The organism is Actinomadura luteofluorescens, assembly GCF_013409365.1.
GTDB classification, from domain to species: Bacteria; Actinomycetota; Actinomycetes; order Streptosporangiales; family Streptosporangiaceae; genus Spirillospora; species Spirillospora luteofluorescens.
The window spans coordinates 5,650,756-5,670,793 of the sequence record NZ_JACCBA010000001.1; the positions used below are offsets into that span (position 1 = coordinate 5,650,756).

The 20,038-nt window shown below is 73.1% G+C and carries 19 protein-coding genes; 14 read left to right on the top strand and 5 right to left on the bottom strand.

Annotated features, from left to right (window positions below):
* The first annotated feature begins 74 nt into the window (after positions 1-74).
* The 7 genes from BJY14_RS26360 to BJY14_RS26390 all read left to right on the top strand — a co-directional run bounded on the left by BJY14_RS26360 (position 75) and on the right by BJY14_RS26390 (position 9,624).
* On the top strand, positions 75-1,613 hold the full coding sequence (locus BJY14_RS26360; protein WP_179846065.1) for an ABC transporter ATP-binding protein: 1,539 nt from the start codon (positions 75-77) through the stop codon (positions 1,611-1,613).
* Positions 1,610-2,953, top strand: a complete 1,344-nt coding sequence (locus BJY14_RS26365) for an ABC transporter permease (protein ID WP_246396111.1) — start codon at positions 1,610-1,612, stop codon at positions 2,951-2,953. The genes BJY14_RS26360 and BJY14_RS26365 overlap by 4 nt, the downstream gene beginning before the upstream one ends.
* Positions 2,950-4,308, top strand: coding sequence for an ABC transporter permease (locus BJY14_RS26370; RefSeq protein ID WP_179846066.1), 1,359 nt, complete (start codon positions 2,950-2,952; stop codon positions 4,306-4,308). Before BJY14_RS26365 ends, BJY14_RS26370 begins: the two co-directional genes overlap by 4 nt.
* Positions 4,309-4,392: 84 nt before the next feature.
* Positions 4,393-4,797: a cytidine deaminase gene (locus BJY14_RS26375; protein ID WP_179846067.1), complete on the top strand. Its 405-nt coding sequence runs from the start codon at positions 4,393-4,395 to the stop codon at positions 4,795-4,797.
* Between the two features lie 58 nt (positions 4,798-4,855).
* Entirely contained in the window at positions 4,856-6,130 is a 1,275-nt protein-coding gene (locus BJY14_RS26380; protein WP_179846068.1) for a thymidine phosphorylase, read from the top strand.
* A gap of 90 nt (positions 6,131-6,220) precedes the next feature.
* Positions 6,221-8,074, top strand: a complete 1,854-nt coding sequence (locus BJY14_RS26385; protein WP_246396115.1) for a Xaa-Pro dipeptidyl-peptidase — start codon at positions 6,221-6,223, stop codon at positions 8,072-8,074.
* Positions 8,075-8,211: 137 nt separating this feature from the next.
* Positions 8,212-9,624: a serine/threonine-protein kinase gene (locus BJY14_RS26390; protein ID WP_312879406.1), complete on the top strand. Its 1,413-nt coding sequence runs from the start codon at positions 8,212-8,214 to the stop codon at positions 9,622-9,624.
* A gap of 24 nt (positions 9,625-9,648) precedes the next feature.
* Here the strand turns inward: BJY14_RS26390 and BJY14_RS26395 are convergent, their stop codons facing one another.
* Positions 9,649-9,831: a hypothetical protein gene (locus BJY14_RS26395; protein WP_246396117.1), complete on the bottom strand. Its 183-nt coding sequence runs from the start codon at positions 9,829-9,831 to the stop codon at positions 9,649-9,651.
* Positions 9,832-9,838: 7 nt separating this feature from the next.
* Here BJY14_RS26395 and BJY14_RS26400 point away from each other — a divergent pair, with 7 nt between their 5' ends.
* From BJY14_RS26400 to BJY14_RS26410, 3 genes are all read left to right on the top strand, one after another.
* Entirely contained in the window at positions 9,839-10,333 is a 495-nt protein-coding gene (locus BJY14_RS26400) for a TetR/AcrR family transcriptional regulator (protein ID WP_312879407.1), read from the top strand.
* 165 nt (positions 10,334-10,498) lie between these two features.
* Positions 10,499-11,008, top strand: coding sequence for a hypothetical protein (locus BJY14_RS26405; RefSeq protein ID WP_179846069.1), 510 nt, complete (start codon positions 10,499-10,501; stop codon positions 11,006-11,008).
* A 57-nt stretch (positions 11,009-11,065) separates the two neighbouring features.
* Positions 11,066-11,689, top strand: coding sequence for a class F sortase (locus tag BJY14_RS26410; protein WP_179846070.1), 624 nt, complete (start codon positions 11,066-11,068; stop codon positions 11,687-11,689).
* A gap of 21 nt (positions 11,690-11,710) precedes the next feature.
* Here the strand turns inward: BJY14_RS26410 and BJY14_RS26415 are convergent, their stop codons facing one another.
* Entirely contained in the window at positions 11,711-12,073 is a 363-nt protein-coding gene (locus tag BJY14_RS26415) for a hypothetical protein (RefSeq protein ID WP_179846071.1), read from the bottom strand.
* Between the two features lie 217 nt (positions 12,074-12,290).
* Here BJY14_RS26415 and BJY14_RS26420 point away from each other — a divergent pair, with 217 nt between their 5' ends.
* Entirely contained in the window at positions 12,291-13,946 is a 1,656-nt protein-coding gene (locus BJY14_RS26420) for an MFS transporter (RefSeq protein ID WP_312879408.1), read from the top strand.
* A gap of 52 nt (positions 13,947-13,998) precedes the next feature.
* Here BJY14_RS26420 and BJY14_RS26425 read toward each other — a convergent pair whose 3' ends face one another.
* Positions 13,999-14,586, bottom strand: coding sequence for a CGNR zinc finger domain-containing protein (locus BJY14_RS26425; RefSeq protein WP_179846072.1), 588 nt, complete (start codon positions 14,584-14,586; stop codon positions 13,999-14,001).
* A gap of 84 nt (positions 14,587-14,670) precedes the next feature.
* Between BJY14_RS26425 and BJY14_RS26430 the strand changes: the two genes are divergently transcribed.
* The 3 genes from BJY14_RS26430 (at position 14,671) to BJY14_RS26440 (ending at position 17,398) form a co-directional block, all read left to right on the top strand.
* Positions 14,671-15,540: an alpha/beta fold hydrolase gene (locus BJY14_RS26430; protein ID WP_246396121.1), complete on the top strand. Its 870-nt coding sequence runs from the start codon at positions 14,671-14,673 to the stop codon at positions 15,538-15,540.
* Between the two features lie 96 nt (positions 15,541-15,636).
* Positions 15,637-16,728: an adenosine deaminase gene (locus BJY14_RS26435; RefSeq protein ID WP_179846074.1), complete on the top strand. Its 1,092-nt coding sequence runs from the start codon at positions 15,637-15,639 to the stop codon at positions 16,726-16,728.
* Positions 16,729-16,735: 7 nt separating this feature from the next.
* Positions 16,736-17,398 carry a PH domain-containing protein gene (locus BJY14_RS26440; protein WP_179846075.1) on the top strand — a complete coding sequence of 221 codons (663 nt, stop codon included), beginning with the start codon at positions 16,736-16,738 and terminating at the stop codon, positions 17,396-17,398.
* Between the two features lie 190 nt (positions 17,399-17,588).
* Here the strand turns inward: BJY14_RS26440 and BJY14_RS26445 are convergent, their stop codons facing one another.
* Together BJY14_RS26445 and BJY14_RS26450 are read right to left on the bottom strand one after the other, a co-directional pair.
* On the bottom strand, positions 17,589-19,217 hold the full coding sequence (locus tag BJY14_RS26445) for a phospho-sugar mutase (protein WP_179846076.1): 1,629 nt from the start codon (positions 19,215-19,217) through the stop codon (positions 17,589-17,591).
* Positions 19,214-20,014, bottom strand: a complete 801-nt coding sequence (locus BJY14_RS26450; protein WP_179846077.1) for a purine-nucleoside phosphorylase — start codon at positions 20,012-20,014, stop codon at positions 19,214-19,216. Before BJY14_RS26450 ends, BJY14_RS26445 begins: the two co-directional genes overlap by 4 nt.
* Positions 20,015-20,038 lie beyond the last annotated feature (24 nt).

Genomic DNA, 20,038 nt, shown 5'->3' on the forward strand with positions numbered 1-20,038 from the left:
GCCGGGCCGCGGGAGCCCGCTCCCGCGCCCCGGCCGCGTCCTCTCTCACGTTCTAGGCAGGAGGAGGGGCACTCGTGCCTGACCAGGTGCCGGCCGTGCGGCTGACATCGATCACCAAGCGGTTCCCCGGAGTGGTGGCCAACCGCGACATCAACCTCACCATCGAGCGCGGCGAGGTGCACGCGCTCTGCGGTGAGAACGGCGCCGGCAAGTCCACGCTGATGAAGATCCTTTACGGGATGCAGCGGCCGGACGAGGGCTCCATCGAGGTCGACGGCGAGCAGGTCTCCTTCCGGACGCCGGCCGACGCGATCGCCCGCGGCGTCGGCATGGTGCACCAGCACTTCAAGCTGGCCGACAACCTCACCGTCCTGGAGAACGTGATCCTCGGCGCCGAGCCCCGCGTCCGGGGCCGGCGGCGCGGCCGGATCGACTTCGCCGCCGCGCGCGCCAAGATCAAGGAGATGTCGCAGGCGTACGGGCTGCGCGTCGACCCCGACGTGCTGGTCGAGACGCTCGGCGTCGGCGAGCGGCAGCGCGTGGAGATCCTCAAGGTCCTCTACCGCGGCGCCCGCGTGCTCATCCTGGACGAGCCGACCGCGGTGCTCGTCCCGCAGGAGGTCGAGGAGCTGTTCGGCAACCTGCGCGAGCTGCGCGCCGAGGGCCTGACCGTCCTGTTCATCTCCCACAAGCTGGACGAGGTGCTGACCGTCGCCGACACGATCTCGGTGATCCGGCGCGGCACGACGGTCGCGACCCGGCTCGACCCGCGTGAGGTGACGTCCCGGCGTCTGGCCGAGCTGATGGTCGGGTCCGAGCTGCCCACCCCGGAGCTGCGCGAGTCCACCGTCACCGAGGACGTCCAGCTGGACGTGGCCGGGCTCACCGTGCTGACCCCCGAGGGCCGTCCCGTGGTGGACGGCGTGTCGCTGCGCATCCGCCGCGGCGAGATCGTCGGGCTGGCCGGCGTCGAGGGCAACGGGCAGAGCGAGCTCATCGAAGCGATCATGGGGATCCGCGGGGCCGACGCCGGGACCATCGGCTACGGCGGCGAGGACGTCACCTCGTGGACGACGCGGCGGCGCCGCGAGGCCGGCATCGCCTACATCCCCGAGGACCGGCACCGCCACGGGCTCGTCCTGGAGGGGACGCTCTGGGAGAACCGCATGCTGGGCCACCAGACCCAGCGCCCGAACGTGCGCGGCCCGTGGATCGACCGTCGCGGCGCCCGCCGCGACACCACCCGGATCGTCCAGGCCTACGACGTGCGGACGCCGGGGATCGACGTGCCCGCCGCCGCGCTGTCGGGCGGCAACCAGCAGAAGCTCATCGTCGGGCGGGAGATGTCCGGCGACCCGCGGCTGCTGATCGCGGCGCATCCGACGCGCGGCATCGACGTCGGCGCCCAGGCCGCCATCTGGGAGTACCTGCGGCAGGCCCGCGCGGACGGGCTGGCCGTCCTGCTGATCAGCGCCGATCTTGAGGAACTCATCGGTATGTCCGACACCCTGCACGTGATCCTGCGGGGACGGCTGGTCGCGGAGGTCGATCCGCGGACCGTCACCCCCGAGGAGCTCGGCTCCGCCATGACCGGCGCCGGAGCGCCCGCATGAGCGACGAGCGCAAGGACCTGGACCCGGCGGGCGAGGAGCCCGCGGGCGGCGGCGGACCGGCGGGCGGCGAGCCCGCGGGCGCGAAGCCCCCGGCCGGCGTTCCCGCGCCCCGTCCGGGCGAGGGCCCCGATCCCGGGAAGCGGCCCGCGAAGGCGTCCGGACCGGTGGAGCCGGAGACGGTGCCGTCGTGGAAGGCGATGCTGCAGGGCCTCGGCCCGCGGGGCCTCGGACTGAAGATCGGCGCGCCGGTGCTGGCGCTGCTGATCTCCCTCGCCATCACGATGATCCTGCTGCGGGTCACCGGCGCCGACCCGGTCAGCTCGATCCAGAGCATGATCGACTACGGCACCACCGACAACTCGATCGTAGACATCGTCAACCGCGCCGCCCGCTACTACCTGTCGGCCGTGGCCGTGGCGATCGGGTTCCGGATGGCGCTGCTGAACATCGGCGTGGACGGCCAGTACCGGATGGCCGCGTTCCTCGCCGCCGCGCTCGGCGGCGCGCTGGCGCTGCCCGCGCCGTTCGGCCAGATGCTGACGATCGCCGCGGCGATGGTGGTCGGCGGGCTGTGGGCGGCGATCGCGGGCGTGCTGAAGGTGACCCGCGGGGTCAGCGAGGTGCTGTCCACGATCATGCTGAACGCGATCGCGACCGGTCTGATCGCCTACCTGCTGAACGACAAGCGGCTCGCCGAGGTGCGGCCGGGCAGCAACAACGTCGCGACGCCGAAGATCCCCGAGTCGGGACGGGTCGGCGGCCTGAACAGCTTCCTGTCCTCGATCGGCATCGACCTGCCGGGCGACGTGTACGGGTTGCTGCCGCTGGCGATCCTGGTCGGCGTCGTGTTCTGGATCGTCATCAACCACACCAGGTTCGGGTTCGACCTGAAGATGTCGGGGCTTTCGCCGTCGGCCGCGCAGGCCAGCGGCGTCAACGCCCGCCGCATGATCGTCTACACGATGGTCGCGTCGGGCGTGGTGGCGGGCCTGATCGGCATGCCGGAGCTGCTCGGCGCGTCCTACGAGTACTCGCTGAACTTCCCGGCCGGGCTCGGCTTCACCGGCATCACGGTCGCGCTGCTCGGCCGCAACCATCCGGCCGGCATCGCGCTCGCCGCGCTGCTGTTCGCGTTCCTCGACCAGACCTCCGACGTCCTCCAGGAGGTCGACGTCCCGAAGGAGATCGTCGGGGTCATGCAGGGCGTGGTCGTGCTGACCGTCGTCATCGTGTACGAGCTCGTCCGGCGCTGGGAGATCCGGCTCCAGCAGCGGGCCGTCGCCGCCGAGCTGGCCACCGGCCACGACCTGGCCCGCGAGGCCGCTGGGAGTGCCTCATGAGCACCGCCACCGAGACGGCCCCCGCCCGGAAGGCCGCGGGCGGCGGCCGCCGGCTGCGCTGGCCGCACTACCTGCTCATCGCGTCCGGCCTGCTGGTGCTGCTGTCGCTGGTCCGGGTGATCGACGACGCCGACCCGGTGACCTCCAGCGGGACGGTGAGCGCCTCGCTGCGCCTCGCCGTGCCGATCTTCCTCGCCGGGCTCGGCGGGCTGTGGTCGGAGCGCTCCGGCGTGATCAACATCGGCCTCGAGGGCATGATGATCCTCGGCACCTGGACGGGCGCCTGGGCCGGCTACCAGTGGGGCCCGTGGATCGGCGTCCTCGCCGGGATCATCGGCGGGGCGCTCGGCGGGCTGCTGCACGCGATCGCGACCGTCTCGTTCGGCGTCGACCACATCGTGTCCGGCGTCGCGATCAACATCCTCGGGCTGGGGCTCACCCAGTTCCTCGCCGGACTGATCTTCGACAAGGGGGAGGCGAAGGCGCTCGGCGGCGGCCCCCGGCAGTCGCCGCCCGTCGATCCGATCCAGACGCTGACGCTGCCGGTGCTGTCCGGAGGCAAGATCGGCGGCTGGCAGAGCCCCGACTGGCTCGGCTCGCTGGAGAGGCACCACTGGTTCCTGGTGTCGGACCTCGCGGGCATCGTCCGCGGCCTGACCAGCGACATGTCGCTGCTGACGCTCGTGGCCCTGCTGCTCCTCCCGGCCAGCTTCTTCGTGCTGTGGCGGACGGCGTTCGGGCTGCGGATCCGCTCGTGCGGCGAGGACGCGTACGCGGCCGAGTCGCTCGGCGTGCAGGTCTACCGGATGAAGTACGCCGCCGTGATGATCTCGGGCGGTTTCGCTGGCCTGGCGGGCGCGTTCCTCGTCATCGTCGCCGCGCCGATCTACCAGGACGGCCAGACCAACGGCCGCGGGTTCATCGGCCTCGCCGCCATGATCTTCGGCAACTGGCGTCCGGGCGGCCTCGCCGCGGGCTCGCTGCTGTTCGGCTACACCGACGCGATGAACGTGCGCGGCGGCGGCCAGTCGGTGCACGCGCTGCTGCTGTTCGTGGCGATCCTGCTGATCGGCGTCGCCGTCTGGCAGGGCGTGCGCGCGAACCGCCTGCTCCCGCAGGCGGCGCTGGACGCGGCGCACCGCCGCGACATGCGCGGCGCCGTCGTCGGCTCCGCGCTGTCCCTGGTCACGGCCGCCGCGCTCCTCGCGTGGTTCCTGCTGAGCGACATCGTCCCGGGCGAGCTGGTCTCCTTCACCCCGCACCTGACGACGCTCCTCGTCCTGGCCCTGGCCAGCCAACGCCTCCGCATGCCCGCCGCCAACGGGCTCCGGTACCGGCGTGGTGAGGCACGCTGACCGGCGGCCGGAGCGAAGCGGAGGACGCCGGTCAGCCGCCTGTCGGGGGGTTTGGGGGGTCGTCCCCCCAGAAAGGTAGGGCTCATGGAGATTGATTGGGCTGCTTTGCGTGTTGCGGCGCGGGAGGCGATGGGGCGTGCTTACTGTCCGTACTCCGGGTTTCCGGTCGGGGCCGCCGCACTGGTGGACGACGGCCGGGTGATCACCGGGTGCAACGTGGAGAACGCCTCGTACGGCGTCGGCCTGTGCGCGGAGTGCGCCGTCGTCTCGGCGTTGCACGGGCCGGGGAAGTCGGAGCGGCCCCGGCTGGTCGCCATGGCGGTGGTGGACCGGCACGGGAACCCGCTGATGCCGTGCGGGCGCTGCCGGCAGTTGCTGTGGGAGCACGGCGGCGCCCCGATGCTGCTCGAGACGACGCGTGGCATCCTGCCCATGTCGGATGTCCTGCCGGACGCGTTCGGTCCCGATGATCTCGTGGACCGGGCCTGACCGACTCGTTCCGGCCGGCGCACCCTGGCCGGCCCGGCTTCACCCCTGAGAGGATTTCGTGGACGCCACCGATGTCATCCGCGCCAAGCGCGACGGCGGGACGCTGACCCCCGAGCAGATCGACTGGGCGGTCGACGCCTACACGCGGGGCGTGATCGCCGAAGAGCAGATGTCGGCGCTGGCGATGGCGATCCTGCTGAACGGCATGTCGCGGGCCGAGGTGGCCCGGTGGACCGAGGCGATGATCCGGTCCGGCGAGCGGATGGACTGGTCGGGGCTGGACCGTCCGACCACCGACAAGCACTCCACCGGGGGCGTCGGCGACAAGATCACCCTGCCGCTGGCGCCGCTGGTGGCGGCGTGCGGCGCGGCCGTCCCGCAGCTGTCGGGACGCGGCCTCGGGCACACCGGCGGGACGCTCGACAAGCTGGAGTCGATCCCGGGCTGGCGGGCGTCGCTGTCGAACACCGAGATGCTGGACGTGCTGCGCGCGGCGGGCGCCGTCATCTGCGCGGCGGGCAGCGGCCTCGCGCCCGCCGACCGCAAGCTCTACGCGCTGCGCGACGTGACCGGCACGGTGGAGTCGATCCCGCTGATCGCCTCCTCGATCATGTCGAAGAAGATCGCCGAGGGCACGGGCGCGCTGGTGCTGGACGTCAAGGTCGGCTCGGGCGCGTTCATGAAGACGGTGGACACGGCCCGGGAGCTGGCCGAGACGATGGTCGCGATCGGCGGCGACCACGGGCTGCGCACGGTCGCGCTGCTGACGGCGATGGACCGTCCGCTCGGCAACGCGGTCGGCAACGCCGTGGAGGTGGCCGAGTCGGTGGAGGTGCTCGCCGGGGGAGGCCCGTCCGACGTGGTCGAGCTGACCCTGACGCTGGCGCGGGAGATGCTCGCCGCCGCCGGGGTCTCCGGGAAGGACCCGGCCGACGCGCTGAAGGACGGCTCCGCCATGGACGCCTGGCGCCGCATGATCATCGAGCAGGGCGGCGATCCGGACGCGCCGCTGCCGGCCGCCCGCGAGACCCATGTGGTCACCGCCCCGTCCTCGGGCGTGCTGACCAGGCTGGACGCCTACGGAGTGGGCGTCGCGGCCTGGCGTCTCGGTGCGGGCCGGGCCCGCAAGGAGGACCCGGTCTCGTTCGGCGCGGGCGTCATCTGCCACGCCAAGCCGGGCGACACGGTCGAGGCGGGACGGCCGCTGCTGACGCTGCACGCCGACGACGAGGCCAGGTTCGGCCGCGCGCTGGAGGCCCTGGACGGCGCCTTCGACGTCGAGGCAGGCGGCACCGTGTCCGCGCACCCGCTGGTCATCGACCGGATCGCGTGAACCGGCCGATTTGTAAATAATCACCGTTGACGGGCGTTGTGTCCGCTCTGGAAGCTGATCAGGTTTCTCTCAGCAGCCAAGGAGCGGACGTTGCGACTCACACTCCTGCCCGTCGCGGCGCTCGCGGGCACGGTCGGCCTCGTGGCCGGCACGGTGCCCGCGTTCGCCGACGCGGGACGTCCTCACATCGTGGTGAAGGACGGCAAGACGCAGCCCACGTTCTCGTTCAAGGACGCCATCCGCGAGAAGGTGTTCGTCGAGACGAACGTGGACAGCGACGGTGACGGCGAACGCGACCGCGTCTCCGTCTACATCACCCGTCCCAAGGAGACGACCGGGGGCCTCAAGGTCGCCTCGATCCTTGAGGGCAGCCCCTACTACGCCGGCCTCCAGGATCCGCCGTACCACCCGGCCGACGTCACCGACTACCCGCGCCTCGCGCCGTGGACGCCGCCGCCCGGCCCGCCCGCTCCGACGAGCTACTCGCGCGTTTACTACGACAACTACTTCGTCTCGCGCGGCTACGCCGTCCTCGCGGCCGACACCCTCGGCACGGGAGACTCCGACGGCTGCCCGACCGCCGTCGGCCCGAACGAGGCGCAGGGCATGAAGTCGGTCGTCCAGTGGCTCACCGGCAAGGCGACCGCCTACGACGCCCAGGGCAACAAGATCAGCGCGGGCTGGTCGACCGGGAACGTCGCGATGGCCGGCAAGTCCTACGACGGCACGCTGCCCCTGGCGGCCGCCGCGACGGGGGTGTCCGGCCTCAAGACGGTCGTGTCCATCTCCGGTGTCTCCAACTGGTACGACGAGTACCGCGCCAACGGCGGCGTGGTCGCGCCGGACGGCTGGGAGGGCGAGGACCTCGACCTGCACGCCAAGGCCGTGCTGTCCCGGCGCGACCCCGCGGTCTGCGCGCCCGTCATGCACGACCTCGAAAAGAAGATGGACCGGGTCACCGGCGACTACAACCGGACCTGGGACGAGCGGAACTTCGCCAAGTCCGCGCCCCACTTCAAGGCCAGCGTCTTCATGACCAGCGGCCTCGCCGACTGGAACGTCAAGCCGATCCAGATGTCCCTCCTGTGGGACGGGCTGAAGAAGGCCGGCGTCGACCGAAAGCTCTGGATCCACCAGGCGGCGCACGACGAGCCGCTGGACGTCCGCCAGAGCGTGTGGCTCGAATCCCTGAACCTGTGGTTCGCGCATGAGCTCTACGGCGTCCGCAATGACATCATGCGCCAGCCCAAGGTCGACCTGGAGCGCACCCCCGGCCAGTGGGAGACGCACAAGGACTGGCCGGAGGCCTCGGCGCGCCCCGTGCCGCTCGGCCTGTCGGCCAAGGGCCTCGGCGGGCGCGGGCACGGCACCCAGCAGCTGGTGGACGACCCGTCCCGCAAGGCCGAGGAACTGGCCGCGAACCCGGACGCGGCGGACCCGAACCGCCTGGTCTACCTCACGCCGAAGCTGACCAGGGCCACCAGGCTCAGCGGCACGGCGCGGATCAAGCTGCGCGCCTCCGTGGACGGCCGCTCGCCGTACCTGTCGGCCCTCCTGGTCGACTACGGCTCCGACGAGCGCGTCTCCGGCTTCGTCCCGACGTCCGGCAGGTGGTGCTACGGCGACTCGATCCCCGGCGACGAGGGCTGCCGCACCGTCCGCGAGTACACGACCGCCGTCACCCCGTTCAAGATCGTGACGCGCGGCTGGACGGACGTCCGCAACCGCGAGTCGATCTGGCGCAGCACCCCGGTGAAGCCCGGCAAGGACTACACGTTCAGCTGGCCCATGCAGCCGTACGACTACGTCTTCAAGCCCGGTCACCGGATCGGCCTCATGGTGCTGGCCACCGACCACGCCTACACGCTCCGCTACCCGGCGGGCACGAAGGTCAAGGTCGACCTGGACGGCAGCACCCTGACCCTGCCCCTCACCAAGGGCTGACCCGTCGAAGGGCGTGCGCCCGGAACGCCGGATGGGCGTTCCGGGCGCACGCTTTCGGGAACCCCCGAGGCCCGGCGTCTGAGATGATCCCGACCAGGGTCGGTCAGACACGAGTGTTCCTGTGAGGGGTGCCGCCGGTGGAGCCGTTGGGACGGGAGGGCTCGCGGCAGGCGACGGGCGCGGACGAGCAGGTGCTGGCGGGCCGGTACCGGCTGGTCTCCCTGCTCGGCCGCGGCGGCATGGGAGCGGTCTGGCGCGCCCGTGACGAGGACCTCGACCGTGAGGTGGCGGTCAAGGAACTGCGGCTGCCCGAGCACCTGGACGACGCCGGGCGGCGGACCTGGATCGCGCGGCTGGAGCGGGAGGCCCGCGCCGCCGCCCGGCTGCGGCATCCGGGCATCGTCACCGTCCACGACCGCGTCACGGGCCCGGACGGGCGGCCCTGGATCGTCATGGAGCTGGTGCGCGGGCGCTCGCTGGAAGACCTGCTGAAGGCCGAGGGGCCCCTGCCGCCCGGCCGGGTGGCGCAGATCGGGCTGCAGGTGCTCGACGCTCTGCGGGCGGCCCACCATGCGGGCATCACGCACCGCGACATCAAGCCCGCGAACGTCCTGCTGGAGGACGGCCGCGCCGTCCTGACCGACTTCGGCATCGCGGCCGTCGAGGGCGACGCGACCCTGACCTCGGCGGGCGCGGTCCTGGGCACTCCCGCCTACATGTCGCCCGAGCAGGTGAGCGGTCACGAGGTCACGGCCGCGTCCGACCTGTGGTCACTCGGAGCCGCGCTCTACACCGCGGTAGAGGGACGCCCACCGTTCGAGGGCGCGAGCACGGGGGCGGTGTTCATCGCCATCGCCACCCGGGATCCCGGCCCGTGCGTGCACGCCGGCCCTCTGGAGCCGGTGCTCAGGGCGTTGATGCAGCGTGAGCCGTCGCAGAGGCCGACCGCCGAACAGTTGCACGCCTGGCTCGCCTCGCTCGCCCAGAGCCGCCCGCCCGCGCCGCCGACCGTCCCCCAGCCGCCGGAGCCGCAGGGCCCGCGCCCGGCCCGCTCGCGGAAGCGGAAAGCGGTCCGTCTCGTACTCGTCGCGACGTCCGCCCTCCTGGCGGTCGGCCTCACGCTGGCGGTGGTCTGGCTCGTCGACGTCACGCAGCAGAAGGCCCGGGACAAGAAGGAACGCGCGGCCTACACGACGAACCGGAGGGCGGTCGAGAGGATGACCTCGATCCCGGGAAGAGTCGTGGTGATCAGGGAGGCCAACGAGGCGGGCAAGGTGTACGTGGAGTCGGAGCTGTGCGATGACGCCCGATTCTCCGCGCATCAGTGCGACGTGGACGCGATGGTCGACTCCGTCCTCGGCTGGCTGAGGGTGCAGCCCTCGGTGATGTCCGTCCGGTTCGACGGCCCCAAGACCAGATGCGAGGAGAACCCCGGCTGCGATTTCACGGTCCTGAACCGTGGGGCCCCGAGGTTCGGCGAAGTCAGCGTCTACAGCCAGTACCTGTCGGAACCCGATCGTTCGATCGTTCTCGGCTTCCGCGTCGGCTGAGGCGGGCGGCGCTGTGCCGTGAGCTCAGCGGGCGGCGTCGGCGGGAGCGGTGCGAGTGGCCATGTGGGCTTGGCGCATCCGACCGTCGGGGGCGAACCAGCCGAAGAAGTAGACCTCGATGGAGAGGTCCTTGCCGCGCTGGCGGACGTGCAGGGTGTAGCGGGCGGCGAGGCGGTCGCCGTCCGCGACGGCCTCGTGCACCTCCACCCTGCTCGTGGGAGACGCCGGTCTGGGGGCGGTCGCGGACGCCGCCGGGGTGACCCGCCAGACCGTCTACGCCCACTTCCCCTCACGGGAGAAGCTGCTCCTCGCGCTGGCCGAGCGGCTCACCGGGGAGACGGTCGCCGCCATGGACGCCGCCGATCCCGAAGCGGGACCTGCCGCCGACGCGCTGGTGCGGCTGCTCGACGCCGCCGCGCGGGCGGCCGGGCGCCACCCCGCCCTGACGCGGCGGATCAGTGCGGTGCCCGTGAGCACGCGCGCCGACCACGAGCGGCACGAGCCCGTCGCCGACCGGATCGGGCGGGTGATCGAGCGGGGGCGGCGCGGCGGCGAGTTCGACGACCGCCTCCCGGTCGGCTGGCTGGTCGCGGCCGCCATCGCGCTGGCCCATGCCGCGAGCGAGGAGCGGCAGGCCGGCCGCATGCCCGGTGCGGTCGCCGACGACGCGCTCCGCGTCAGCCTCCTGCGGCTCCTCGGCGCCTCCTGACCGGTGCGGGCGGCCTTTTCGAATTCTCGGCCGGGGCGGCGGCCGGCCATTGAGAAAAAGGATCACCGAACCAAACGGGTGGCGCTCTCATCAGATGAGGGCATAAGGGGGCACGGTCTCGCGGGCTGAAAGTCGAGTAAGCCGCCGTGTCGATATGGAGAGAACATGCGACACGGTAAGGCGGCCGTTCTCGGCCTCGTGGTCGGCGCGGGGACGCTCGGCATGGCCGCGCCCGCGATGGCCGACCCCGGCGACGTCATCGTGAAGCCCGCGCAGGCCCGCCCCGGCGAGACGGTCACCGTCGTGGGGAAGAAGTGCCAGGTCGACGGGACGGCGGGCTCGCTGGCCTTCGTGGGCGGGGCCGTCCCGCTGAACGGCGCGGAGGAGGTCGACGGCCGGGCCGGTCTCGCGACCGTCAAGAAGGACACCTTCGCCGGCACCTACACGGTGCTGGTGCGGTGCGGCGCGTACAAGGGGACCGGCGAGGTCCACGTCGTGGACGGCAAGGCGCGTCCGATGGCGCAGCCCACGCCGACCGGCGGGCCGGCGACGGGCGTCGGCGGCGGGGCGGGCGGCGGAAACACCGCCCTTCTTGCCGGGGGAGGGGTCCTGCTGCTGGGCGGGATCGGCGCGGGCGCCATTACCGTCCGCCGCCGGAATGGCGCGAAAGCGTGACGGCCAGCCTTTCTGGCGAGTGCTGACACCGGCAATTCCGACGGGGCGGGAAGGGCGATGAGAGGAAAGGGCGGCCGGTGGGTTCCGGGGGCGCTGGCGGCGGTCCTGACGGCCGTCGGCCTCGCCCTGGTGGTCCTCGGGCTGCGCGGCCCGGCCGGGCCGCCGAGCCCGCCCGCATGGGCCGCGACGACCCGGGCCGTCGACCGGCACGGGCCGGCGCTGGACCGGTCCCTGCCCGTCCGGGTGTCGATCCCGTCCATCGGGGTGCGGGCGCCGCTGGCCCGCCTGGGGCTCGGGAGCGGCGGCGAGGTGCGGGTCCCCCCGGCCGACCGGCCGGGGGAGGCCGGCTGGTACGAGGGCGGGCCCGCCCCCGGCGAGCGGGGCGCGGCGGTCATCCTGGGCCATGTCGACTCCGCGAAGGGCGCCGCGGTCTTCTACGACCTGGGCCGGCTGAGGCCGGGGCATCGCATCGAGGTGAGCCGCGCGGACGGCAGGGTGGCCGTGTTCACCGTCGAGTCCGTGGAGCGCGTCCCGAAGGGGCGGTTCCCCACCGGGCGCGTCTACGGTCCGCTCGGCCATCCCGGCCTCCGCCTCGTCACATGCGGCGGCGCGTTCGACCGCGCCGAGCGCGGCTACCGCGACAACGTCATCGTGTACGCGGCCGAGACGGCGGTCCGGTAGCCCCGCCGAAGGCCCGTCCGGTCACTGCGCCGGCGAGACGAGGGTGCCGGAGGACTGGAACGCGGTGGTCAGGATCCGGCCGACCTCGTCGAGCTTCCTCCGCAGCTTGACGGCGCCGGCGGCGCCACCGGACAGGCCGGTCGTCGCGAGCCCGAGCTCGACGACCACGGTCCCGTCGGGCTGCGGCCTCAGGAGCACGTGGTACTTGTAGTGCGTGGCGAACACCCCGAGGAGCATCGCCTTGGTGCGGGTCCCCTTCTCGACGATGCCCTGGCCGGCGTGCTCCCACGTGAAGCGAAAGCCCTCGGGCTGCAGGGCGGCCTCCACGACGGCGCGGACCTGGTCGAGGGCACCGGACACCCTGAGGCTGACGGAATTGGCCATGGTTCTCCTTGGTCGGATGAGGTCTGGGGGACCGGCGCCGCCGGCCCCCTCGACAAGAGACGTCCGTCCACCCTGCGAGTACGCAACCCGCTGAGGCCCGCCCACGCCGGGATGACACCGAATGGTTGTGGTCCAGGGCCCGGCGGTTGTTTGATCCGCTGGCCCGCCGCCCGCTTTGATCTCCCTGACCGACGGAGGCGCGGCCGGTGGAAGGGGCGTGGCGAGGGTGCGCAGGGGGCGGGGCAGGTCGCTCGGGCGGCGGTTCGGGTGGCTCTGGACGGCCTACGCGGTCAGCGCGCTCGGGACGTGGCTCGCCTTCGACGCGCTCCCCCTGATCGCGATCACCGTGCTGCACGCCGGACCGGCCCGGGTGTCGGCGCTGGCCGCCGCGGGCCTGCTGGTGGGGGCGGCGGTGGCGGTGCCGCTCGGCCCCTGGGTGGAGTTCCGCCGCAAGCGGCCCGTGATGATCGCGATGGACCTGGTCCGGTGCGCGGCGCTGCTGAGCCTGCCCGCCGCTTTCGCCCTCGGCGGGCTCGGCTTCGCCCAGCTGCTGGTCGTGTCGGTCGTCGTCGCGGCGGCCGACATCGCCTTCACCTCCGCGAGCGGCGCCTGCCTGAGGGCGCTCGTCCGGCCGGGCGACCTGCTCGCCGCGAACGGGCGGCTGGAGTCCACGACCTGGACCGCCACCATGCTCGGGCCGCCGCTCGGCGGGGCCGCGATCGGGCTGTTCGGGCCGCTGGTCACCGTGGCGGCCAACGCGGTCAGCTTCCTGCTGTCGGCGGCCGGGATCCGCGCGATGGGCGGGACGGAGCCTCGCCCGGCCCGGAGCGGGGGCGCCCGGCTCCGCGCCGGTGACCTGCTCGAAGGCTGGCGCCACATCCTCACCGGCCGGGCGCTGCGGCCGCTGTTCCTCAACCAGATCCTGGTCAGCGGGCTGATCATGGCGACGGCGCCGGTGCTGGCCGTCCTGATGCTCGGCCGCCTCGGGTTCGCGCCCTGGCAGTACGCGCTGGCGTTCGCCGCCCCGTGCGTGGGAGGCCTCGCCGGTTCCCGGGCGTCCGGGCGGCTCGCCGCGCGGTTCGGGCGCCCGAGGACCATGCTCGTCTTCGGCACGCTGCGCGCGTGCTGGCTGCTCGGGCTGGCCTTCGTCCGTCCGGGCGCCGCCGGGCTGCTGCTCGTCATCGCCGTCGAACTCGGGCTGATCACCTGCATGGGGGTGTTCAACCCGCTGCAGGCCACCTGCCGGCTGGAGTGGACGCCGCCGGACCGCGTCGCCCGCGTCCTGTCGGCGTGGTCGGTGTCGAGCAAGCTGACGATCGCGGCCATGACCGGCCTGTGGGGGCTGCTGGCGGGCCTCACCGGCCCCCGCACCGCCATCGCGGTCGCCGGCGTCCTGTCCCTGGCGACCCCGGCGCTGCTGCTCGGCAACCGCCGCGCACTGTCGGGCCCGGACGCCTTGACGCAGGTCGGCACCAGTGCAAGCGTGAAAAATGAGGGGGAAGGGGGACCCATCATGATTGAGATCAAGAGCATCGAGAAGCCGGACGACCGGCGGGACTTCCCCAGGGGCCACGTGGAGATCGCCAACCTCAGCGGCCTCGTCTTCGGGAAGGCGACGTTCGAGCCCGGATGGCGCTGGACGGAGTCGGTGAAGGACATCGCGGGCACCGACCTTTGCGAGGTCCACCACAACGGATACGTCGTCCAGGGGCGGATGCACATCCGCATGCGCGACGGCGCGGAGCAGGAGGTCGGTCCGGGTGACGTGTTCGTCGCCACGCCCGGCCATGACGCGTGGGTCGTCGGTGACGAGGCCTGCGTCATGTTCGACTTCGCCGGCGGCATAGGCGACTACGCCAAGGCCAGTCACTGAGCGTTCGGTTCCGTGAAGCGGGGGCGCCGTCACATGCCCCCGCTTACGCGTGTCAGGAGGACCCCGGGCCCGGTTCCGCGGGCCTGTGCCGCCGGTAGTGCCGCGCGACCCGGACGCGGTTGCCGCAGCGCGCCGCCGAGCACCAGCGACGGCGCGGGTGCGCGGGCAGGAAGAGCAGCACGCAGTCGTCGGCCTCGCACTTGCGGATGCTGGTGACCGCCGGGTCGGCGAGGAGTTCGGCGGCGGCCTCGGCGAGCCACGACGCCGGGCGCAGTTCCGGCGGGCCGGTGCGGCGGCGGGCCGCGAGCAGGGACCGCCCGTCCCAGACCGGCTCGATGACCGCGGGCGCCGCGCACTGGGCCCGGGTGAGGGCCTCCAGGTCGGCGGCCGAGGGTGGTTCGCCGCGGCGGACGCGGTCGAGGGCCCGGGCCGTGTGCTCCCGGACGTCCCGGACGGCGGCCAGCGACGCGGCTCCCGTCTCCGCGGCGGCGAACGCCGCGGCCTCGTCGGACCGGTCGGCCTCCAGGCGCAGCCAGGCCCGGAGGTCGTCGGGCGTGGACAGCAGGTCGGCGCCCGCCGGTCGCGTGTTGACCAGGTCCAGGGCCGGGGGCTCGCCGGTCAGCGGGGTCGGGTCGCTCATGTTCTAACGGTACATCGACCGATTGACCCGTTAGGCAGGCGACCGCTATACCTAATGCATCATCCAGACAGACAGGCATTAGCTATGCTCTCGATCGCCCGCACCGCCCACCGGCACGTCGACGTGAACGGTGTCCGCGTCTTCTACCGCGAGTCCCTGCCGGAGAGGGAGGACGCGCCCGTCCTGCTGCTCCTGCACGGTTTTCCGTCCGCCTCGCACCAGTTCCGCCGGCTCGTCGACGTCCTCGGCGCTCGCCACCGGCTGATCGCCCCGGACTACCCGGGCTTCGGCCACACGCGGGCGCCGGACGACTTCACCTACTCCTTCGACGGGCTCGCCGACGTCATGGAGGGCTTCGTCGAGCGGCTCGGGCTCACCCGTTTCGCCATGTACGTGTTCGACTTCGGAGCACCGGTCGGGTTCCGGCTGGCCGAGCGGAGGCCCGAGCGCATCGCGGGCCTGGTCGTCCAGAACGGCAACGCCTACGCCGAGGGCCTGTCGGACGCCGCCCGCGACTTCATCGCCCTGCGTCCCGGTGCGCCGGGGGCGGAGGAAGCCGTCCGGAGCCTGCTGACCCTGGACGGGACGCGGAGCCAGTACGAGACGGGCGTCGCCGACCCCGAGGCGCTCGCACCCGATGGCTGGACCCTCGACCAGCACTTCCTCGACCTGCCGGGACGCAGAGAAGCCCAGATCGCGCTGGCCTTCGACTACCACTCCAACGTCGAGCGCTACGGCCGCTGGCAGGCCTGGCTGCGCCGGTGCACGCCGCCCACCCTCATCGTCTGGGGAGCCGGCGACCCGTTCTTCACCGCGTCCGGCGCCCGCGCCTACCTGCGGGACGTCCCGGACGCGGAGCTCCACCTTCTCGACACCGGCCATTTCGCCCTGGAAACCCACCTCCGCGAGATCGCGCCCCTCGTCGCCGCGTTCCTCGACCGTCTCGGGGCGTAGCGGGCCGGAAGGTCCGCAGGTCGCGGGGGGCGGGGGCGGCGAGGTCGGCGACAAATGACGACGCCCCCGGCAGGCCGGTACGGGTAGGTTCGGGGGATGAACGTTCGCCCGACTCTTGAGGACATCCGCCGCGCACCGAAGGTGCTTCTGCACGACCACCTGGACGGCGGGCTGCGGCCCGCCACCATCGTGGACCTGGCGCGGGAGACCGGGTACGAGGACCTGCCCACCACCGACGCGGACGCTCTGCGGACGTGGTTCGAGGAGGCGTCCAACTCCGGATCGCTCGAACGGTACCTGGAGACGTTCTCCCACACGGTCGGGGTGATGCAGACCGTCGAGTCGCTCACCCGGGTGGCCTACGAGTGCGCCGAGGACCTCGCCCGCGACGGGATCGTCTACGCGGAGGTCCGGTACGCGCCCGAGCAGCACCTGCGGAACGGGCTGTCGCTGGAGCAGGTCGTCGAGGCCGTCCTGGACGGTTTCGCGCGCGGCCGCGAGGACTTCGGGATCCGCGTCGGGACGCTCGTCACCGCGATGCGGCACCAGGCGCGCAGCATGGAGATCGCGGAGCTGGCCGTCCGGTACCGGGACGCGGGCGTCGTCGGGTTCGACATCGCGGGCGCCGAGGCCGGGTACCCGCCGACCCGGCACCTGGACGCGTTCGAGTACCTGCAGCGCGAGAACGCGCACTTCACGATCCACGCGGGCGAGGGGTTCGGGCTGCCGTCGATCTGGCAGGCGATCCAGTGGTGCGGCGCCGACCGGCTCGGGCACGGCGTGCGGATCATCGACGACATCGAGGTGGAGGACGGCGAGGCGCGGCTCGGCCGGCTCGCCGACTACGTGCGCGACAAGCGGATCCCGCTGGAGATGTGCCCGACCTCCAACATCCAGACGGGCGCGGCCAAGTCGATCGCCGAGCACCCGATCGGGCTGCTGCGGCGGCTGAGCTTCCGCGTCACGGTCAACACCGACAACCGGCTGATGAGCGGCACGACGCTGTCGGAGGAGTTCGCCAAGCTCGCCGACGCGTTCGGCTACGGATGGGACGACCTGCAGTGGTTCACGGTGAACGCGATGAAGTCGGCGTTCGCGCCGTTCAACGAGCGGCTCGAACTGATCAACGGCGTGATCAAGCCCGGTTTCGCGCAGCTCAAGTGGAGCGGCGCCCGGCCCCTGGCATGATCGAGCCATGACCATTCGCTCCACCGGCGGGCGCGTCGCCGCGTACGCGTGGCTGGTGTTCGCCGCCCTCAACCTCGTCGACCTGTTCGTCGGCATCACCGGCGACCCCGACTACTCGCTGACGACGGTGACGATCGCGTTCCTGCTGCTGCTCGGCTGCGGGATCGCCTACACGGTCGGGCTGCGGCCGGTGATCGTCGGCGACGAGGCCGGGGTGACGATCCGCAACCCGCTGCGGGACGTCCGGGCGCCGTGGGCCGCGATCCGCCGGATCGAGGGCAGGAACGCGCTGACGGTGGTGTTCGCCGGCCCGGACGGGACGGAGCTGGAGACCCGGGCGTGGGTGCTCCAGACCTCGCCCCGGGCGCAGGCCAAGGCGGAGGCCCGCGCCGAGAAGGAGGCCCGCAAGGGCAAGGGCCAGGCCCAGGGCTTCGACCTGCGGGGGCGGACGCCGACCGCGTACGCGGCGCAGCAGCTGAACGAGATGAGGGAGCGGCAGCGCCCCAAGGCCCGGTCGGGCGCGCCGGACAGGGCGGCCAAGGCCAAGGCCGAGGCGGAGGAGGAGGGGCCCGCCAGAGGGACGGTCCGCTGGTCCGTTCCGGCCGTGGCCTCACTGGCCGTCCCGCTGGTGGTGATCGTCGCCCTACTGGTCGCGGGCGCGGTCAGCTAGGGCTGTGTTCCAACAGTTCCGGCCCACTTCGCTCGCCTGGCGGCTCGCTACGTGACCGGTACTGGGCGAACGCGGCATCGCTTCGCGATCTGCCCGGCTCCGCTCGCCTCCGGCCTCGCTCCACCGGCCAGCTCACGCGTTCGCGCGCTTGACCGAAGCCACTCCGAGACAACCCCTAGGGCCGTCCCGGTCAGTCGAGGGCGGCGGCGACGTCCGCGCGCAGCGCCTCCAGGTCGGAGGCGGCGCGGGCGCGGACCGCGGCGACGTCGTCGTCCACGGGGAGGACGACCTCCAGGTAGCACTTCAGCTTCGGCTCCGTCCCGGACGGGCGCACGACCACCCGCGACCCTCCGGCCAGGCGGAACCGCAGCCCGTCGGTGGGCGGCAGGTCCCCGGCGGGCCTGGCGAGGTCGTCGAACGACTCGACGCGCCGCCCGCCGAGCTCGCGCGGCGGGCCGGAGCGCAGCCGGGCCATCGCCGCGGTGATCAGCGAGAGGTCGCTCACCCTGACCGACAGCTGGGACGTCGCGTGCAGCCCGTACCGGCGGGCCTGCGCGTCCAGCAGGTCGAGCAGCGTGCGGCCGTCGCGCCTGGCGTCCGCCGCGAGCGCGGCGACGGCGAGCGCGGCGCCGATGCCGTCCTTGTCGTTGACGAGCACGCCCCGGTCGTCGCCGACGCTGTAGCCGAGCGCCTCCTCGTACCCGAACACCATCCGGAGGCCCGGTGCTCCCGCCTTCATGATCCACTTGAAGCCGGTGAGCGTCTCGGCGAACCGGACCCGGTGCGCCGCGGCGATCGCGCGCAGCAGCGACGAGGACACGATCGTCGTCGCGACCAGGCGGTCGTCGCCCGTGGTGTGGCGCAGCACGTGCTCGGCCAGCAGCCCGCCGACCTCGTCCCCGGTGAGGGTCCGCCACCCGGACGGGCCCGGGACGGCGACGGCGCAGCGGTCCGCGTCCGGGTCGTTCGCGATCACCAGGTCGGCGCCCCGGGCCTCGGCGAGGCGAAGCGCCAGGTCGAGCGCGCCCGGCTCCTCCGGGTTGGGGAAGTCCACCGTCGGGAAGTCAGGGTCGGGCTCGGCCTGCTCCGGGACGACGGCCGGCGCGGGGAACCCGGCGCGCTCGAACGCGGTGAGCAGGACGTCGCGTCCCACGCCGTGCAGGGGCGTGTAGACGATCGAGACGTCCCGGTCGCCGCCGAGCCGCAGGGACGACACCGCGTCCAGGTACGGCCCGGCGCCCTCGTGGACGGGCCAGCCGTCGCCGAGGGGCAGCTCGTCCACGCGGCCGACGGCGTCGATCGCGGCGGAGATCTCCGCGTCGGTCGGCGGGACGATCTGCGCCCCGTCCGCCCAGTACACCTTGTAGCCGTTGTCGCGCGGCGGGTTGTGGCTGGCCGTGACCATGACGCCCGCCACGATGTCGTCGAACGCCCGGGTGAAGTGCGCCAGGACGGGCGTCGGGACGGGGTCGGCGAACACCTCGGGACGCAGCCCCGCCCCGCTCAGCACGGCGGCGGTGTCGTCGGCGAACCGCCGGGAGCCGTGCCGCGCGTCGAACCCGACGATGACCCGGCCGCCGGCGGGCAGCCGGGCGGCCAGACCGGCGGCCGCGCGCATGACCGTCACCCGGTTCATCCGGTTGGGTCCGGCGCCGAGCTCGCCGCGCAGCCCGGCCGTCCCGAACTCCAGCCGCGCCCCGAACCGGTCGGCGAGGGCCGCCTCGTCGCCCGCGTCGAGGATCGCCCGCAGTTCGGCGCGCGTCCGCGGGTCGGGGTCCTGCCCGAGCCACTCCTCGGCCCGCGCGCGCAGGTCGCTCACAGCTTCGCCAGGACGGTGCCGAGCAGCGTGCCCATCCGGCCGGCAGACGCGCGTCCCGCCGCGAGGACCTCCTCGTGGTCGAGCGGCTCGTCCGACAGCCCCGCCGCGATGTTGGTGACCAGGGAGATGCCGAGCACCTCCGCGCCGCCCTGGCGGGCGGCGACCGTCTCCAGGACGGTCGACATGCCGATCATGTCGGCGCCCAGCGTGCGCAGCATGCGGATCTCGGCGGGCGTCTCGTAGGTCGGGCCGCGGAACGCCGCGTAGACGCCCTCCGACAGGCTCGGGTCGGCCTCCTTGGCCAGGGCCCGCAGGCGTCCCGAGTACGCCTCGGTGAGGTCCAGGAACGTCGCGCCGGTCAGCGGGTTGGCGCCGGACAGGTTCAGGTGGTCGGAGATCAGCACCGGGTCGCCCACCCGCTGGTGCTCGGGCCGCAGCCCGCCCGCCGCGTTCGTGAGCACCATCGTCTTGACGCCCGCGGCGAGCGCCGTCCTGACGCCGTGCACGACGGCCTCGACGCCGCGCCCCTCGTACAGGTGCGTGCGGCCGAGGAACACCAGCGCGTTGCGCCCGCCGATCTCCACGACCCGGATCCGCCCGGCGTGGCCCTCGACGGCCGGCGGCGCGAACCCGGGCAGCTCGGTCACCGTCAGCTCGGCGACGGGCTCGCCCAGCCGGTCGGCCGCCGGAACCCAGCCGGACCCCATGACGAGGGCGACGTCGAAGGAGTCGATGGACGTGCGGGAACGCAGCTCGTCCGCCGCGTCCCGTGCCAGTGCAAAAGCGTCGTTGCTCACACGGCCGACACTACCGCCGCGCCA

What these genes read in the sequence shown, in the direction of transcription:
- BJY14_RS26365 (WP_246396111.1), top strand. Translation starts at nt 1,610, where the DNA reads ATGAGCGACGAGCGCAAGGACCTGGACCCGGCGGGCGAGGAGCCCGCG.
- BJY14_RS26370 (WP_179846066.1), top strand. Translation starts at nt 2,950, where the DNA reads ATGAGCACCGCCACCGAGACGGCCCCCGCCCGGAAGGCCGCGGGCGGC.
- BJY14_RS26375 (WP_179846067.1), top strand. Translation starts at nt 4,393, where the DNA reads ATGGAGATTGATTGGGCTGCTTTGCGTGTTGCGGCGCGGGAGGCGATG.
- BJY14_RS26405 (WP_179846069.1), top strand. Translation starts at nt 10,499, where the DNA reads ATGCGACACGGTAAGGCGGCCGTTCTCGGCCTCGTGGTCGGCGCGGGG.
- BJY14_RS26410 (WP_179846070.1), top strand. Translation starts at nt 11,066, where the DNA reads ATGAGAGGAAAGGGCGGCCGGTGGGTTCCGGGGGCGCTGGCGGCGGTC.
- BJY14_RS26415 (WP_179846071.1), bottom strand. Translation starts at nt 12,073, where the DNA reads ATGGCCAATTCCGTCAGCCTCAGGGTGTCCGGTGCCCTCGACCAGGTC.
- BJY14_RS26425 (WP_179846072.1), bottom strand. Translation starts at nt 14,586, where the DNA reads ATGAGCGACCCGACCCCGCTGACCGGCGAGCCCCCGGCCCTGGACCTG.
- BJY14_RS26430 (WP_246396121.1), top strand. Translation starts at nt 14,671, where the DNA reads ATGCTCTCGATCGCCCGCACCGCCCACCGGCACGTCGACGTGAACGGT.
- BJY14_RS26435 (WP_179846074.1), top strand. Translation starts at nt 15,637, where the DNA reads ATGAACGTTCGCCCGACTCTTGAGGACATCCGCCGCGCACCGAAGGTG.
- BJY14_RS26440 (WP_179846075.1), top strand. Translation starts at nt 16,736, where the DNA reads ATGACCATTCGCTCCACCGGCGGGCGCGTCGCCGCGTACGCGTGGCTG.